Source organism: Burkholderia sp. 567, assembly GCF_040545115.1.
Lineage (GTDB): Bacteria > Pseudomonadota > Gammaproteobacteria > Burkholderiales > Burkholderiaceae > Burkholderia > Burkholderia ambifaria.
This window is the reverse complement of sequence record NZ_JBEPLG010000006.1, coordinates 467,806-483,286: the sequence shown is the minus strand read 5'-3', so window position 1 is coordinate 483,286 and position 15,481 is coordinate 467,806. Positions and strand designations below refer to the sequence as shown.

The window sequence follows — 15,481 nt, the reverse complement described above, 5'->3', positions numbered from 1 at the left end:
ATACATACTGCGTTCCACCGGTAACCCATGATCCGCGCGATGCCGCGACGCGATCGTTTGCCTGCGCAACCAGCTTGCGTCGCTGCCGCGCGTGGCCGTCCGGTTACGGCCTGCGCTCTCCGCGGACGCGCTCGAAGCGCGGGCGATCGCGGTTCGTGCCGCGTATCGGCACGGCGGCGCCGACGCCGCGCTGCCGCTTGCTCGTCGCTAACACGCACACGCATTCGCGCCTGTGACCCGTGCGCTGGCCGCAACCCGGCCGCGCCGCGACGTCGCGATTCCATTCGATCTCGCAGAGGACCTTTCCTGTGCAGCGCCTTAATCGACGGTCGCACGATCTCCAATAATGGCCGCTCGATCCGTCGGCCCGCGCGCCGGCGCGACCCACCGGCGATCGGGCCGGAGACCAACGATAAAAACTCCTATGTATTCCTACCAAATCGGCCAGCGTGCCCGCGCGCGCGCCGCCGCGTCGCATGGCGTCCGCCGCGGCCACCACCGCACCGTCGCACTCCCAGCGACCGCGATTGCTGCCTGCATCGCCGGCTTGATTCCGTGCATCGCGCACGCGCAGAGCAGCGTCACGCTGTACGGCCTGATCGACACGTCGATCACGTATGCCACCAATCAGCGTACGCAAGGCGCCGGTTCGCCGGGCAGCGGCAGTGTCGCGCTGACGAGCGGCGCATTGAACGCATCGCGCTGGGGGCTGCGCGGCCGCGAGGATCTCGGTGGCGGGACGGCGGCGGTCTTCGCGCTCGAAAACGGCTTCTCCGGCACGAACGGCAAGCTGTCGCAGAAAGGCGTCGACATGTTCGGCCGTCAGGCATGGGTCGGCGTGAGCTCGCGCACGGCCGGCACGCTCACGTTCGGCCGGCAGTACGACCCGATCCTCGATTTCGTGACGCCGCTCGGCGCGTCGGGCCCCGGCTGGGGCGGCAATCTCGCGGTGCATCCGTACGACAATGACGACTCGAACCGCAATCTGCGCATCAACCACGCGGTGAAGTACACGAGCGCGACGTATCGCGGGCTGACGTTCGGCGCGCTGTACGGGTTCTCGAACACGGCCGGCGCGTTCTCGAACAACGCCGTGTGGAGCGCGGGGCTCGGCTATGCGAACGGACCGCTGAAGCTCGGCGCCGGTTACCTGAAGATCAGCCGCGACCGCAACGCGCCGAACCCGGACGGCGCGCTGAGCACGGTCGACGGCTCGGCGACGATCACCGGCGGCAACCAGCAGATCTGGGCCATGGCCGGCCGCTATGCGTTCGGCCTGCATTCGGTCGGCGCCGCGTGGTCGCACTCGGCCACCGACGGCGTGAGCGGCGTGCTCCAGGGCGGCGGCATCACGCCGCTGAAGGGCGAATCGCTGGTCTTCGACAATTTCACGGTCGACGGCCGCTTCTTCGTCACGCCGGCGTTCAGTCTGTCCGCCGCGTACACGTACACGATGGGCCGGTTCGACACGCGCACCGGCCAGACGCGCCCGAAATGGAACCACGTGGTCACGCAGGCCGGCTATGCGTTCTCGCCCCGCACGGACGCGTATCTCGAAGCCGTCTATCAAAGCGTGAGCGGCGGCAACGGCAACCCTGCGTTCAACGCGACGGTCTGGACGATGACGCCGTCCGCCAACAGCAACCAGCTGGTGGTCGCGCTCGGGTTGCGGCACAAATTCTGACGATCGGGCCAAGCTCGATGCGCGCGCACCGAAATCGCGCATCACGTTTGGCAGCCGATCCCGCGGCACTTGCAGCGCTCGCGCAAGCAGAATGCGTCCTGCGGCGTTGTTGCGTGAAATAGACGGAGAAACTGGTCACGCTGTGACATTTTTCCTAATCTAGTTGCAGCGGCGCCGTGAATTCGGCGTTCCGGCCGAGACAATCTTTCATTTGACACATCGCCGGCTTACGAAAGCGCGTCGTATTGCGCACGGGAGCCAGCACTTTTCGTGCCGTCCCGGTCGGATTCGTGACGTTGCCGCTTGGCACGCACGACGCTTTCCTCGCAGTCAACCGCAGGAGACGCACCATGAACAAAACGAACCGGTTTGCGGTCCTGGCAGCTTTCGCCCTGCTGGCGGGTTGTCACCACGCGGCGAAAACGCCCGAGAATGCCGGCACGGCGCCGACGCCCTCGAGCGAAGCGGTCGCGACGGTGACGACCGACGATCTGAACAATCCGAACAGCCCGCTCGCCAAGCGCAGCGTCTATTTCGATTTCGACCAGTACTCGGTGAAGCCGGAATTCCAGTCGCTGCTGCAGTCGCACGCCGACTACCTGCGCAACCACCCGTCACGCCGCGTGCTGATCCAGGGCAACACCGACGAGCGCGGCACGTCCGAATACAACCTCGCGCTCGGTCAGCGCCGGTCGCAAGCGGTGATGAGCGCGCTCGAAACGCTGGGTGTTCAGGCGACGCAACTCGAAGCGGTCAGCCTCGGCAAGGAAAAGCCGGTCGCGCTCGGCCACGACGAAGATTCGTGGGCGCAGAACCGCCGCGCCGATCTCGTCTATCGTTGACCGGATGCCGCCGCGACGGCGGCATCGCGGCCACCCATCACCCCTGGCCTTTCATGCGGCGAGTCGCCGGGGCGCACCGCGCGCCCCGGCTGCGCGTTGCCGTGCGACCTCGGTTCGTCTGGTTCATGCGCGCCATTGTCCCGGCCGTCGCCAGTCGAACGCACCGCGCCCATTGGCGCACCGCTTCAACTCAAATGCGCGCGTTCGAGCCGTCGATGCAGCCAGTGCGACATCACGGCCGACGTCAAAATCGAATCGAGTATCGCGATCCCGTTGATCCCGCCGATTTCGCCGTCGTTCAGCAGATAGGACTGCAGCAGCACATAGCCGACCATCAGACCGGTGCCGACGATCGTGCCCAGCAGCACGAACCAGCGCCGCCGGATGCGCGTGCCGATCGCGCCCATGATGCCGCCCGCGAGCGTCGCCGGCAGGAAATAGCCCAGGAAGAACGACGCGCCCAAGATCAACAGCACCATGCCCGCGCAGAGTGTGAGCGTCTCCCAGTGCGGGCCGTTGATCACGGACCACGCAACCAGCATCACGCTTGGCCACACGAGCGCCGCGACCAGCGGCGCGCCGAAGGTAAATGCCAGACAGCCGAACACGACCGGATTGGACGGGCTCGATGATTTGCGCGGCGGATGCTCGCGAGTGGCGCTCATGGTTTTTGTCGTGAGAATCGGAATGGCGGCGAGCCGGAGTGTACCAAGCCGCCGTGCCGGGCAGCCGATCCGGCACCGGCAGGCGACGCACGCCGATCCGCGCCGATCCGCAAAAAGCATGGAATAAACCGCGCGCCGGAAACGTTTCGTCTTCGCGCGGCGCCGGTTCATGCGAACCGCGCGGCCGCGCGGCCTGCGCGGTGCAAGGAGAGTGAAATGAAATCGGCAAGACTGGCCGCGGCACTGCTCGCGGCGCTGATGCTGGTGCTGTCGGCGGGATGTACGTCGTCGGGCGGCGGCGTATCGCAAGGAGCCGGCATGAGCCGGTATGGCGGTGCGGGCGGCAGCGGAGGCGGCGGAGGTGGCGGAGGTGGCGGTGGCGGAGGTGGTGGCGGCTACTGAAGCGCCGCCGAACAGGTACGGGCGGAGCGTCGCGCGCGAGCGCAACCGGAAACCGGCCGCCTCGTGCGCGGCGCCCCGCTGCGCCGCACGACTTACTGACGCATGGCCTTCACGTCGGCCGGCGTGACGTTCGCGGGCTGGCCGCCCCACGTCGCGCGCAGGTAGTTCGCGAGCTGCGCGAGTTCGTCGTCGCTCAGCGTATGCGCGAAACCCGGCATCGGCTGCAGGTTTTCGAAGCCGGCGAACTTCTGCTCGTCGATGCCGTCGAGCATCGCGACCAGCAGGTTGCGCGAGTCACCCTGACGCAGCGTCGAATTGCCGTTCATCGGCACCGCCACGTGCGGCTTGCCTTCGCCGTTCAAGCCGTGACAACCCGCGCACACCGCGAGATACACCGAGCGGCCGGCCGCGAGCTGCGCGGCGTCGGCCGACACCGGCTTCACCGGCTGCGGCGCCGGCGGCGTATCGCCGAGCAGGTACACGGACAGCGCGCGCAGGTCGTCCTTCGTCATGGTCTGCGTGCTCAGATGCACGACCGGATACATTTCGCCGAATGCCGAGCCTTGCGGCGCGATGCCGACACCGAAGAACGTCTGCAGGTCGGCGCCCGTCCAGCCGCGCGCGGCGAGGCCGGCCGGCGTGATGTCCGGCGCGGCCACCCGGCCGAGCGCGGCGCCCGCGAACGGCTTCGCGTCGTCGAGCTGACCGGTGAACGCGCGCGGCGTGTGGCATTCCGCGCAGTGGCCGAGCGCGCCCGCCAGGTAGCGGCCACGCTGCCAGTCGGCGGACCGGCCGCTCGACGCGTCGGGCAGGCTGTCCTTCAGGAACACCATGTCCCAGAACACCATGCCGAAGCGCAGGTTGTACGGGAACTTGAGTGCGTGCGCGCGGTTTTCCTGCGCGACCGGCCTGACCGTCTTCAGGTACGCGTACATCGCGTCGCTATCGGCGCGCGTGAGCTGCCGGTATGACGTGTACGGCATCGACGGATACAGCCGCTTGCCCGGCGCCTTGCCGTCGTGCAGCGCGGCGTAGAAGTCGTCCGCGCTCCAGCTGCCGATCCCGTGATCCTTGTCGGGCGTGATGTTCGAGCCGTAGAACGTGCCGAACGGCGATTCGAGCGGCGCACCGCCGGCGAACGGCGCGCCGTCCTTCGCGGTGTGGCACGCGGCGCAGTCCGCGGCCTTGACGAGATAGCGGCCGCGCGCAACTTGGTCGGCGCCGGGCGCGCCGGAAGCCGCGCTCGAGACCGGCGCGTCATGGCCGCCGCAGGCGGCGAGCAGCAGCGCGCAGACGGCCGCGAGTGCGGGCAGGCGTGCGGCCCGCACGGCACGATGAGCGAATGTGCGTTTCATGCGGCGTCCTTCACCAGTCCCGGCGTCGTGAGGATCACGTCCTTCACGGCTTCGTAGTAGCGCACGTAACCCGTGCAGCGGCACAGATGCGCGTTCAGCGCGTCGGTGATCGTGCGCTCGACGTCGGCCTTCGCGATCGGCTCGCGCTTCAGGCGCTCGATCAGCACCGTCGCCGCATTGACGAAGCCCGGCGTGCAGTAGCCGCACTGGAAGCTGAAGTGCTCGAGGAACTTCTGCTGGATCGGCGACAGCTCCACCACCTCGCCCGCGTCGTTGCGCTTCGCGTGACCCTCGATCGTGCGGATCGAACGGCCGTGGAAGAAATGCGCGCCGGTGATGCAGGTGCGCATCTCCTCGCTCGTGCCGTCCGGCTGGTCGACGATCACGACGCACGCGTGGCAGACGCCCTGCCCGCAGCCGAGCCGCGAACCGGTGAGGCCCGCGTACTCGTGCAGGAACTCGATCATCATCAGCCCTTCCGGCACCTGCATCGGGCCGACGGACTTGCCGTTGATGTTCACCGACAGCGGTTTCTGCTGGAACCGGACGAGCGGACGCTCGACGGCGGCCGGCGCGGCAGCGGACGCGGCGGATGCGGATGCCGGCGCGGCCGAGGCCGCGTTCGGCGCGGATGCAGCGGTCGCAGCAGCCGCAGCCGCGCTGGCGCTCGCGGCCGAAGCCGCGGTTAGGGCGGTCGTCATGCGAGCACCTCCTGAATCTTTTGCGGGGTCACCGGCAAATCGGTGAAACGATGGCCGATCGCGTGCGCGATGCCGTTCACGATCGCGCCGACGACGGGGATCATCACCACTTCGGCGACGCCCTTCGGCGGATCGGTCTCGGACAGCGGCGGCAGGATGTCGCCCGTCTGCGACCACACGGCGACATCGGTCGCGCGCGGCAGCTGATAACGGTTGAAGTTCCACGTGCCGTTGCCGGGGCCGTCCTCGTAAAGCGGCAGCGACTCGTGCAGCGCATGGCCGATGCCCATCGCGAGGCCGCCCTGCAACTGGCCCGACACGAGCTGCGGCGAGATCTGGTTGCCGCACTCCATGATCGAGTGATGCGTGAGCAGCTCGACCTTGCCGGTCGCTTCGTGCACGGCCAGCTCGACGAGCGTGCCGACCGCCGTGTAGTACGTGACGGCCGCGTTATTGCGGCTCGTCGGCGGAATGAACACGCGCTTGCGGTCCAGCACGCGGTAGCCGTTCGCGGTCGGCGCCAGCGTGCCGCGCATCGCGGTTGCGCCGGCCGGCGCGGCGGTGCCCGGCAGCGGGCCGGCGTCGCCCGTTTTCGGCGCGCCGACGCGCAACGACAATCCGTCGACCGGCAGACGATCGACCATGCCGCCCACTTCGAACTCGGCGTCGGTCCACTGCCAGCGGTTGAACACGTGCACGACGGCGCCGGTCGGCAGGCCGAGCGCATGCGCCTGCTTCGCGAGTTGCTCGAAAGTCAGCGGCTCGAGGCCGTCGGCGGTCAGCTTGCCGTCGACCCAGCGCGCGTCCTCGATGCGGATCGTGTACGGCGCGGCCTGGCCGCCGCCGAGGCCGCGCGTCCAGATCGACATCGCGGCCGGCCACAGCCCGTAGCGGAACACCGCGCCCGCGGCTTCGCGCGTGCTGTGCGTGAAGTAGTACGCGGAGTTCGTCGCGCTCGACGGCGACGCATAGCTCGGCGACCAGCGTGGATTCGCGCTCAAGCGATCCTGGTCGGCCTGCGACATCAGATACGGATCGCCGCTGGTCTCGATCGGCAGGTCCGGCCATTCGGTCAGCGCGACGCGCACGTCGGTCGCCGGGCGGCCGAGCCACTTCGCGACCGCGACGGCCTGCGACGTCGACATCCCGGTGCCGATCTCGGCGGCCGTGTGATGCAGCGACACCTTGCCGTTCTCGTCGAATTCGACCTTCGCGAACGATGCCTCGGCGCCCGTGCCGAAATCCTTCTGCACGCACGCGAAGCCGACGCCATAGCGCTTGCCGGGGTTCGCGGCCTCGAATTCGGCCTTGCGCGCTGCACGACGCGTCCACAGCGGATGCTGCTTCGCGCGTTCCAGCACTTCCTCGACGCGCAGCGCGCCGGCGGGAATCGCGCCCTGGGTGTTCTTCATCCCCGAGCGCAACGCGTTGCGCAGGCGGAAATCGATCGGGTCGAGGTTCAATTGCGCGGCGATTTCGTCGACGGCCATCTCGGTCGCGGCCATGCTCTGCAGCGTGCCGTAGCCGCGGGCCGAGCCGGCGTCGATGGCGCGCGACGCGATCGCGACCGCCGCGAGGTCGCTCTTCGGGAAGTAGTAGATCGATTGCGCGGCCGTCGCGCCGACCATCGCGACCGACGGCGAGAAGTTCGAGCGCCCGCCGCCGTTCGCCTCGAAGTCGCCCTTGAACGACTGCAGGAGGCCCGTTTTGCGATCGACCGCGATCCGGTAATGCATCGTGAACGCGTGACGCTTCAGCGACGTCTGGAACTGCTCGTAGCGGTCGTTCGCGAACCGCACCGGCCGGCCGTCCGCGTACAGCGCGCAGACGAGGCCGTAGAACGGCACGTTGCAGTGATCCTTCGAGCCGTAGCCGACCGTGTAGCACGGATGCACGAACAGCTTCTTCACCGGGAAGCGGCATTTCGCGACCATCGCGGCCGCGTTCTCCGCCACTTCGAGCGGCGACTGGGTCGGCACGACGAGGTGCATCGACTGCGTCGCCGCGTCGTACCAGCAGTTCGCGTTGTCGGGTTCGAGCGCGGCGGTATCGACCGACTGCGTGTTGTACTCGCGCTCGAACACGAGCCAGTCGGCCGGCGGACGATCGAGTTCGGCGGCGATCTGGCCGGCCAGGAACATCCCCTGCTCGTCGAGCTTGCCGTGTTCCTTGCCGTCCGGCCAGACCGGCAGGTGCTTGCGCATCATGCTCGGGAAGATCGGCGCGTCCTTCAGGCTCGAGTAGACATCGTCGTCGTAGGCCGTCTTGCCGCCCACCCGCACGTAGCGGAACGTGCCCCACGGATCGCGCTCGAGCGGGCCCGTGACCGCGCCGTAGCGGATCACGTCGTCGCGGAATTTGAGCGCGTTCTTCGCGAAGCGAAAGCGCGCGAAGTCGTGGTAGATGAGGATCGCGACCGCATGGCCGAGATACGCGGGCGTCTTGCCGGCCGGCAATAGCATGTCGTCGCCGTAGAACGCCGGGAACGCGACGCCGTCGCGCGCGAGATCATCGGCGGTGACGACGCGGTCCGGCTTCAGTTCGTCGCCGAGCGGCGACAGGTCGAAGCCTTCGTAGAGACGATCGGCTTGCGTGACGCGCAGGATCAGCGCGTGCGACTGCTGCTGCGGCCAGTGCGGCATGTCGGCCGCGCGCACGTCGCGGGCGAACACTTTCGAGCCCGTGACCTTCGCGATGCCGTCGATGCGGAATTGGGGGATGCCGGTGACGCTATCCCATTTGACCGGGGTGAGGAGTTTTTCTTCGAAGAGCGCCGCGAACGCGCGGCTGCCGATGGGCGCGACGTAGACCGCGACGCCCGCCAGCACGCTGGCTTTCAAAAAACCCCGCCGTGACAGGCCGTGGTTGTGCATGTGGGGGAACCTCCTGATGCGGCTCGTACGGCGATCGGGTGTCGCGGCGTTCGGAGCGGCGCGCATTCTGGCATTGTTTTCGATATATCGCCTATAGTATTTCTCGCATGAATTACTTATTGAATTTCTTATAACGAGATTCGGGCGGGCTGCGGCGCGCGGTCGCGGCGGTCGCCGGACATCGTCCCGTCGGCAACGACACCTGCCCGCGCGCCGCCGAATTCGCAACGCGCCCGCAAGCGTGGTTTACGACTACCCGCCGACGCCCGCCGCACGGCACGCGCGGCCGGTGTTTCATGGTAATGTCGTGCGCATCCGGCTCGCCGGTCATCCCGGCGATGAGTCGCATCGTGTCGAGGTCAAAAGAGCCATGGCAGTCAAGGCGCGCCTCCTGAACGCCGTTCTCGCCACTCCCTCCAGCGGCAATCACCGCGTGACGGCCGCACTGCGTCCGTCGATGCTGGGCACGCTGTTCGAGGACGTGCGCCCGATGGCGCTGTCCGGCGTCGCCAGCGCGTTCGTCGCGGCGATCGCGCTGATCCGTCTGCAACAACTCTGGTGTTTCGTGTGGCTCGTCGTCGACGTCGGCCTGCTCGCCGCGCGGCTCGCGATCGCACGCGCGTATGCGGTACGCCGTGCCGCCGGCGACGATCGCGCCGAATACTTCGCGCGGCACTATGCGCCCGTGTCGCTCGCCGCATGCTTGTTGCTCGGTCTCGGCGTGATGGGCTGCGTGGATGCGTCCGATGCCGAGCTCGGCACGTTGTCGGTGATGGTCGCGGGCGGCGTGTTCGGCGGGATCGCGTCGCGCAATTCGGCGCTGCCGCGGCTCGCGATGACGCAGGTCACGCTCGGCGTGCTGCCGATCGGCGTCGGTGCGCTGCTGGCCCGCCGGCCCGATGCGTGGCTGCTGCTGCCGCCGCTCGTGATCTATCTCGCGGCGATGCGCACGGTCGTGCAGCGCCATTACCGCGTGCTGGTCGCGCTGATCGCCGCGCGCCAGCGCAACGCCGAGCTCGTCGCGCGCTTCGATGCCGCACTCACCTACATGCCGCACGGCCTCTGCATGATCGACGGCGAGAGCCGCGTGATCGTCGCGAACCGCCGCACCGCGCAGCTGTTCGGCTCGCCGCGCGAGATCATGCTGGACACCCCGCTGCCCGACGTGATCGCGGCGCTCGGCGCGAACGCGGAGACCGATCCCGGCCAGACGGGCCTCGCCGCGCAGTGCGCGGTGTGGCTGAACCGCGACGAACCCGTGCCGCTCGACATCGCGCTCGCCGACGGTCGCCAGCTCGAACTGACGCGCCATCGCGTCCCGGACGGCAACGCGGTGGTCATCGTCGAGGACGTCACCACGCGCCGCCGCGCCGAGCAGCACATCCGCCACCTTGCGCGCCACGACGCGCTGACGGGCTTGCCGAACCGCCACGAACTGCATGCGGAGCTCAGGCGCAGGCTCGCGCACCGGCCGCGCATGCCGAACCCCGCACTCGCCGTCATGTATCTCGACCTCGACGGCTTCAAGGCGATCAACGACCGGTTCGGCCACCAGGCCGGCGACGAAGTGCTCACGCAGGTCGCCGAGCGGCTCGGCAAGACGCTGCCGCCCGGCGAGCTGGCGGCTCGCATCGGCGGCGACGAGTTCGTCGTCGCGATCGACGACACGACGATGCAGGCGTGCTCGATCCTCGCCGCGCGCATCATCCGGCAGATTTCGGCGCCGTACACGCTGTCGATCGGCGCGACCGTCAGCCTCGGAATCAGCATCGGCATCGCGCTCGACGACGGACACGGCTCGCCCGACGAACTGATCCGGCAGGCCGACAGCGCGCTATACGACGCGAAGTCGGGCGGCAAGGGGATCTACCGCTTCTATTCGGCGGGAAGCCGCCGCGTGGCGCCCGCGACCGCGAACTGAGCAAGCGCGTCGCGGGTCTCCGCATCTCCGTTCATTCCAGCGATTCATTTCCGAAACGCGTTGCATGGGCCGGCCCATGTGCGCGTGTGTTTCGCCAGGCGCGGGCATGTCACGTGACGTGTTCCGTAACATCGGCCCGCGCCGCGCGCCCCCTTCGCCGCAGAAGCCCGCACGATCGCGGCGGTGCGCTGCGGCGCGCGGCATTTCGTCGCTGGCACCCTTATTGCTTCTTGACTGTGAAATACGACGTCGGGGAGCCCAACATGAATACCGTCGAAGTCATCAGCCGCGCGGAAACGATCGATCCACTGGACGTGATCGACGGCGCCGCGCTGATCCGGCGGCTCGTCTCCGAGCACCGGCCGCCCGCCGTCCGTGAGGCCGCGTGCGTCGACAGCCCGCCGCTGACGCTATACGGCGCATTTCGCCAAGGCATCACCGATCACGCGGCGCGGCGCGCGAATCCGTATCGCGCCGGTAGCCGTTTCTGGGCGCTGTGGGAAGAAGGCCGTATCGAAGCTGAAACGTCGGGTCGCTGACGCGAGCACGCGCGCCGGCCCTGTCGCGGCAAGGGCTGACGCGCAACCCCGCGTGCGCGGGCGGCCAACTGATACACCGGCATGCGTATCAGCGCTGCAACATCGCGGGCGGCCGCTCCGGTTGCGTATGTCGCGCCTTCGCGCGCAGGCCGGTCGACGTTGTGCGGCATCGCCTGCCCCGCGTCGCGCCGCGCAACGGCCGTTTCCCGATAAGATGGCAGACTCCCGTTCTTCGAACGATGTCGCCATGACCTCCTCCTCTTCGTCACACCGCAATCCCATTCACTGCGAAATCGATCTCGATGCGGAAGGCAAGCATGCGGGCTACCTGCGCCTGCCGCATTCCGTGCATCGCTCCGCGTACGGCTGGCTGCCGATCCCCATCGCGTCGATCCGCAACGGCGACGGCCCGGTCGCGCTCGTGATGGCCGGCAATCACGGCGACGAGTACGAAGGCCAGATCATCGTGTCGCAGCTGATCCGCGAAATCGACCCGGAGATGGTCAGCGGGCAGCTGATCCTGCTGCCGATGGCGAACTTCCCCGCGGCCGACGCGGGCCAGCGCGTGTCGCCGCTCGACGGGGGCAACCTGAACCGCAGCTTCCCCGGCGACCCGACCGGCACGCCGACGCAGATGATCGCCCACTACATCGAGCATGCGCTGCTGTCGCGCGCGCAGTATCTGGTCGACCTGCATTCGGGCGGCAGCTCGCTGCTGTACCAGGGCGGCAACATGCTCGCGATCGACCCGCTCGACGACGACGAGGCTGAGAAGCTCAACGGGCTGCTCGTCGCGTTCGGGTTGCCGAACGCGCTGCTGCACGCGCCGAACCCGGTGCATTCGGCCTCGGCCGCGCGCCGGCAGGGCGCGATCTCGATCGTCACCGAACTCGGCGGTGCGGGCATGGCCGATCCGTCGCTGATCCGGCTCGGCCGCCACGGGCTGCTGCACTACCTCGGCCATATCGGCCTGCTCCACGGTGCGCTCGTGCCCGACGCGCCGCCGACCGTCACGCGCTTTCTGCGCGTCGACGGCGATCGCCACTTCGTCTATGCGTACGAACGCGGGCTGTATGAACCGCTCGTCGAACTCGGCGACCAGGTGAAGGCCGGACAGCCGGCCGCGTGGGTGCACTTCCCCGATACGCCGCTGCGCGAACCGGTGCTGTATCGCTTCAAGGGCGACGGCGAAGTGGTGTGCAAGCGCGTGCCGGCGCAGGTGCAGCGTGGCGATTGCCTGTTTCAGCTGGCGGAGGCGTCGACGCCGCCGCGCGTCATCGCGTGATCGCGACTGGCGCAACCAGCCCCCGCGAAGGATGCGTCACAGCCGACGTACGCCGGCGCCAGTGCATAGGCCGACCGTCAGCCGGACGACCGTGGCAACTCATTTCCCTGCGCAGCACCGCATTGATGGCAATGCGGAAAGAAGAAGAAATTCCGGCCGCCGCATTCGCATACATTGAAAAGCCGCAATCCGCAATGTACGCAGAACGTGGAATCGTCGCCGCCGAGATTCCATTGTTTGTCGCATGACGGGCAGCGCTTTTTTTCGAGTGACCGAACGGCTTTTTCGTATCCGATCGCGCGCGCGCGTGCGCCCTGATCCTGCTGCAATTCGAGCCGTTTGCGTTCGGCATAGCGCTGAAATGCCTTCATCATGTAAAGGCCGGCGAATATCGTGAGTGCAATGCCGACCAGAACCCGGACATAGCCGCCGAAATTCGGCAGGTACGGAACCAGCTCAATGAAAAACGCGCTCAGTGCAAACAGGCCAAAACCATACACGAAAGGCCAGTAGCGCACCTTGCGGTAGCGGATGAACAGCCAGATCGCAACCAGCAGTATCGGTAACGTCAGCGCCAGCCGAAGGCCGAACACCTGCATCTCGTAGTGCCGTGTTGCCTCGTCGAAGCGCCGTTCGGCTGCCGCGTTCGCTTCGGCGATTTGCGTGTCCACTTGAGTCTGCTGCGAGCTCAGTGCCCGTTGCTGGTCGCCGATCGCATCGATCTGATGCTGCCAGTTGACCACCACGGCCTGGAGCGTATCAAGCTTGTGCGTTCTGGCCAGAATGTCCGGGTTCCTCGCGCTGTCTCCCGTCACCGAGCGGGTTGCCAGCCAGTTGCGGAAACTTTCCTTCTCGGCCGCGTACTCCTTCGCGGCGCGGCCGCGCGCCACTTCCATTGTGTCGGCCTTCTCGACAAGCGCGTCGTGCTGCGCCTGCAGACCGCGCCGCGCCACGTCCAGCCGCGCCTTTGCCTGAGTATCGGCGAATTGCTCGATGACGGGCGGACCGCCGCTCGGCGCGAACGCCATGTCGCGGATCACCAGACCGCCGAGCATGTTCAGAAAGACCGCGAAGATGATCGCAATTGCCCATGACGCGAGTCGCAGGAGCCGCGCTGGACTGGTCAGGCCGTCGCCGGAATTCATCATTATTTTTTTGCCCTCTGTTGGAATGGCATTCATTGTCGCCAATCTCGATACCGCCATCAATTGGCTCTTTCTCGTCGATTTCAGCCCGGCACCGCTCCGATGCTACATGTGGACGTTGAACGGCCCGCCAGTTCGCGCAGCGGCTCTGCGTCGGCGATCTTCGCGACGTTGTCGAACGATTGGAATTGGCCGGGAACCGTCACCGTCAGATAGAATGATGCGCTTTGCCCGTACTCCTATGTGGTTCAAGAATCTTCAGCTTCACCGTCTTCCGGCACCTTGGGCCGTGACCCCCGACCAGATGGAAAAATGGCTGGCGCCCCACGCGTTCCAGCCCGGCAGCAGCGTCGAAATGCAGCGCGTCGGATGGGCTTCGCCGCGTGACGACGGCGCGCTCGTGTATTCGATCAACCGGCAGATGCTGCTGCTGTTTCGTGCCGAAAAGAAGCTGCTCCCGGCATCGGTCGTCAATCAAGTCACCAAAGCGCGTGCGCTTGAGGTCGAGGAGCAGCAGGGTTTCAAAGTCGGCCGGAAACAACTGCGCGAACTCAAGGAGCAGGTTACCGACGAACTGCTGCCGCGCGCGTTCAGCATTCGTCGCGATACCCGCGTGTGGATCGATACGGCGAACGGCTGGCTCGTCATCGATGCGGCTGCACAGGCACTTGCCGACGACGTTCGCAGCCTGCTCATCAAATCGATCGACCCGTTGCCGCTCGCCGGTGTTCATGTGGCCCGTTCGCCGGTGGCAGCGATGACGGACTGGCTGCTGTCCGGCGAGGCGCCGGGCGGCTTCACCGTGGACCAGGACGCCGAGTTGCGCTCGAGCGACCAAGGTGGCGCCACGGTGCGATACGTCGGCCACGCGCTGGAAGCGAACGACATGCGCCGGCATATCGAAACCGGCAAACAATGCACGCGCCTCGCGATGACCTGGGATGACCGAATCTCATTCGTGCTGACACCGTCGCTGACGATCAAGCGTGTCACGCCGCTCGACGTGATCAAGGAGGCGGCGGATCCCACTGCGCAAAATGACGATGAACGCTTCGATTCGGATTTCACGCTGATGACGGGTGAATTGGGGCGGATGCTGACCGATCTTGTCGATATCCTGGGTGGCGATCGGCACGACTCGATTCATCAGGCGGCAGCAGCCTGACTTCGTCGTCGCGGGCCCTCGCCCCGCGACGGCGGGGCGTCGCGCTGACGCGCGTTCGCTCCACCCCACTCCCGCTGCAAGCCTTCTGACCTCCGCCGCGAAATCCTTATCGAAATTGCTTCGTTCGTCTTTGCCGGCCGCACCGCTAACGTGTTCCAAACGGCGGCGGCACGCCGGATGTCTCGCAGGATACCGAGCGGCCGCCGTCATCACGACAACCGCGTCGCGATAACGGAACCGACCGGACGGGCCGTGTGCCCCGCCCCCGCCAGGAATGTCCGCATCGCGCGCCCTTCGCGATGCCCATGGCCACGAACGACCGCATCATCGACACGACACCGCTCGATGTCCGCGCCCAGCCGCTGATCGACGCGCTGATCGACGAATACGCGACGCGCTACGACGCGTACCGCCCCGACAGCCGCGCGTCCGCCCGCGACGAACTCGCGCGCTACCCGGCCGAGCAGTTCGCGCCGCCCGAAGGCGCGTTCGTGCTGCTGCTGCGCGACGGCGAAACGATCGGCGGCGGCGCGTTCAAGCGCTACGACGCGCAGACGGCCGAACTCAAGCGCATCTGGACCCGCGCAGACCTGCGCCGCCAGGGGCTCGCACGCGTGATCGTCGACGCCCTCGAGCGGCGCGCCGCGCAGCAGGGTTATCGACGCGTGTACCTCACCACCGGCTTTCGCCAGCCCGAAGCGTGGGCGCTGTACGACCGCACCGGTTATACGCGTCTGTTCGATTCGTCGATCGACCCCGAAGCGTATTTCCACCTGCGCTTCGGCAAGGATCTCGCCGACCCGTCGCGCACGTCGACGCTCGCCGATCTGTGGGCGCCGCTTCCCGAACCGGTGCTGCCGCGCTGAACCGCCGCTTCATCCGACTCCGTTTCCCGCGACACACA

At 67.3% G+C, this 15,481-nt stretch carries 13 protein-coding genes; 8 read left to right on the top strand and 5 right to left on the bottom strand.

The annotated features are described in order from the left end of the window. The first annotated feature begins 424 nt into the window (after nt 1-424). On the top strand, nt 425-1,684 hold the full coding sequence (locus tag ABIC50_RS20290; RefSeq protein WP_354166479.1) for a porin: 1,260 nt from the start codon (nt 425-427) through the stop codon (nt 1,682-1,684). A gap of 350 nt (nt 1,685-2,034) precedes the next feature. Further along, a complete protein-coding gene (pal, locus tag ABIC50_RS20285) occupies nt 2,035-2,526 on the top strand; it encodes a peptidoglycan-associated lipoprotein Pal (protein WP_175733224.1) in 492 nt (163 codons plus the stop codon). Between the two features lie 185 nt (nt 2,527-2,711). On the opposite strand, the gene ABIC50_RS20280 is transcribed toward pal, so the two are convergent. After that, nucleotides 2,712-3,191: a hypothetical protein gene (locus ABIC50_RS20280; RefSeq protein ID WP_354166477.1), complete on the bottom strand. Its 480-nt coding sequence runs from the start codon at nt 3,189-3,191 to the stop codon at nt 2,712-2,714. 216 nt (nt 3,192-3,407) lie between these two features. On the opposite strand from ABIC50_RS20280, the gene ABIC50_RS20275 reads away from it, so the two are divergent. After that, the gene (locus ABIC50_RS20275) at nt 3,408-3,593 is read left to right on the top strand and encodes a hypothetical protein (RefSeq protein ID WP_354166475.1); all 186 of its coding nucleotides are present in this window, start codon (nt 3,408-3,410) and stop codon (nt 3,591-3,593) included. A 92-nt stretch (nt 3,594-3,685) separates the two neighbouring features. On the opposite strand, the gene ABIC50_RS20270 is transcribed toward ABIC50_RS20275, so the two are convergent. The 3 genes from ABIC50_RS20270 to ABIC50_RS20260 are packed head-to-tail and all read right to left on the bottom strand — an operon-like array spanning nt 3,686 to nt 8,522. After that, nucleotides 3,686-4,948 carry a cytochrome c gene (locus tag ABIC50_RS20270; protein WP_354166473.1) on the bottom strand — a complete coding sequence of 421 codons (1,263 nt, stop codon included), beginning with the start codon at nt 4,946-4,948 and terminating at the stop codon, nt 3,686-3,688. Next, the gene (locus ABIC50_RS20265) at nt 4,945-5,649 is read right to left on the bottom strand and encodes a (2Fe-2S)-binding protein (RefSeq protein WP_354166470.1); all 705 of its coding nucleotides are present in this window, start codon (nt 5,647-5,649) and stop codon (nt 4,945-4,947) included. Before ABIC50_RS20265 ends, ABIC50_RS20270 begins: the two co-directional genes overlap by 4 nt. After that, nucleotides 5,646-8,522, bottom strand: a complete 2,877-nt coding sequence (locus tag ABIC50_RS20260) for a xanthine dehydrogenase family protein molybdopterin-binding subunit (RefSeq protein WP_354166468.1) — start codon at nt 8,520-8,522, stop codon at nt 5,646-5,648. Before ABIC50_RS20260 ends, ABIC50_RS20265 begins: the two co-directional genes overlap by 4 nt. A 370-nt stretch (nt 8,523-8,892) precedes the next feature. On the opposite strand from ABIC50_RS20260, the gene ABIC50_RS20255 reads away from it, so the two are divergent. From ABIC50_RS20255 to ABIC50_RS20245, 3 genes are all read left to right on the top strand, one after another. Beyond that, nucleotides 8,893-10,443 carry a diguanylate cyclase domain-containing protein gene (locus ABIC50_RS20255; protein ID WP_354166466.1) on the top strand — a complete coding sequence of 517 codons (1,551 nt, stop codon included), beginning with the start codon at nt 8,893-8,895 and terminating at the stop codon, nt 10,441-10,443. A gap of 263 nt (nt 10,444-10,706) precedes the next feature. After that, on the top strand, nt 10,707-10,982 hold the full coding sequence (locus ABIC50_RS20250; RefSeq protein ID WP_105831075.1) for a hypothetical protein: 276 nt from the start codon (nt 10,707-10,709) through the stop codon (nt 10,980-10,982). A 247-nt stretch (nt 10,983-11,229) separates the two neighbouring features. Beyond that, nucleotides 11,230-12,267 carry a succinylglutamate desuccinylase/aspartoacylase domain-containing protein gene (locus ABIC50_RS20245; RefSeq protein ID WP_354166464.1) on the top strand — a complete coding sequence of 346 codons (1,038 nt, stop codon included), beginning with the start codon at nt 11,230-11,232 and terminating at the stop codon, nt 12,265-12,267. 77 nt (nt 12,268-12,344) lie between these two features. Here ABIC50_RS20245 and ABIC50_RS20240 read toward each other — a convergent pair whose 3' ends face one another. After that, entirely contained in the window at nt 12,345-13,412 is a 1,068-nt protein-coding gene (locus tag ABIC50_RS20240; RefSeq protein WP_471685801.1) for a hypothetical protein, read from the bottom strand. Between the two features lie 241 nt (nt 13,413-13,653). Between ABIC50_RS20240 and ABIC50_RS20235 the strand changes: the two genes are divergently transcribed. Together ABIC50_RS20235 and ABIC50_RS20230 are read left to right on the top strand one after the other, a co-directional pair. After that, nucleotides 13,654-14,577 (top strand): recombination-associated protein RdgC, encoded by a 924-nt coding sequence (locus ABIC50_RS20235; protein ID WP_354166461.1) that lies wholly within the window; start codon nt 13,654-13,656, stop codon nt 14,575-14,577. Nucleotides 14,578-14,882: 305 nt separating this feature from the next. Next, nucleotides 14,883-15,443 carry a GNAT family N-acetyltransferase gene (locus ABIC50_RS20230; RefSeq protein ID WP_175790182.1) on the top strand — a complete coding sequence of 187 codons (561 nt, stop codon included), beginning with the start codon at nt 14,883-14,885 and terminating at the stop codon, nt 15,441-15,443. Nucleotides 15,444-15,481 lie beyond the last annotated feature (38 nt).

Excerpts from the sequence above, each read along its gene's own strand:
- ABIC50_RS20290 (WP_354166479.1), top strand. The coding sequence starts at position 425 with ATGTATTCCTACCAAATCGGCCAGCGTGCCCGCGCGCGCGCCGCCGCG.
- pal (WP_175733224.1), top strand. The coding sequence starts at position 2,035 with ATGAACAAAACGAACCGGTTTGCGGTCCTGGCAGCTTTCGCCCTGCTG.
- ABIC50_RS20280 (WP_354166477.1), bottom strand. The coding sequence starts at position 3,191 with ATGAGCGCCACTCGCGAGCATCCGCCGCGCAAATCATCGAGCCCGTCC.
- ABIC50_RS20275 (WP_354166475.1), top strand. The coding sequence starts at position 3,408 with ATGAAATCGGCAAGACTGGCCGCGGCACTGCTCGCGGCGCTGATGCTG.
- ABIC50_RS20270 (WP_354166473.1), bottom strand. The coding sequence starts at position 4,948 with ATGAAACGCACATTCGCTCATCGTGCCGTGCGGGCCGCACGCCTGCCC.
- ABIC50_RS20265 (WP_354166470.1), bottom strand. The coding sequence starts at position 5,649 with ATGACGACCGCCCTAACCGCGGCTTCGGCCGCGAGCGCCAGCGCGGCT.
- ABIC50_RS20260 (WP_354166468.1), bottom strand. The coding sequence starts at position 8,522 with ATGCACAACCACGGCCTGTCACGGCGGGGTTTTTTGAAAGCCAGCGTG.
- ABIC50_RS20255 (WP_354166466.1), top strand. The coding sequence starts at position 8,893 with ATGGCAGTCAAGGCGCGCCTCCTGAACGCCGTTCTCGCCACTCCCTCC.
- ABIC50_RS20250 (WP_105831075.1), top strand. The coding sequence starts at position 10,707 with ATGAATACCGTCGAAGTCATCAGCCGCGCGGAAACGATCGATCCACTG.
- ABIC50_RS20245 (WP_354166464.1), top strand. The coding sequence starts at position 11,230 with ATGACCTCCTCCTCTTCGTCACACCGCAATCCCATTCACTGCGAAATC.
- ABIC50_RS20240 (WP_471685801.1), bottom strand. The coding sequence starts at position 13,412 with ATGAATTCCGGCGACGGCCTGACCAGTCCAGCGCGGCTCCTGCGACTC.
- ABIC50_RS20235 (WP_354166461.1), top strand. The coding sequence starts at position 13,654 with ATGTGGTTCAAGAATCTTCAGCTTCACCGTCTTCCGGCACCTTGGGCC.
- ABIC50_RS20230 (WP_175790182.1), top strand. The coding sequence starts at position 14,883 with ATGGCCACGAACGACCGCATCATCGACACGACACCGCTCGATGTCCGC.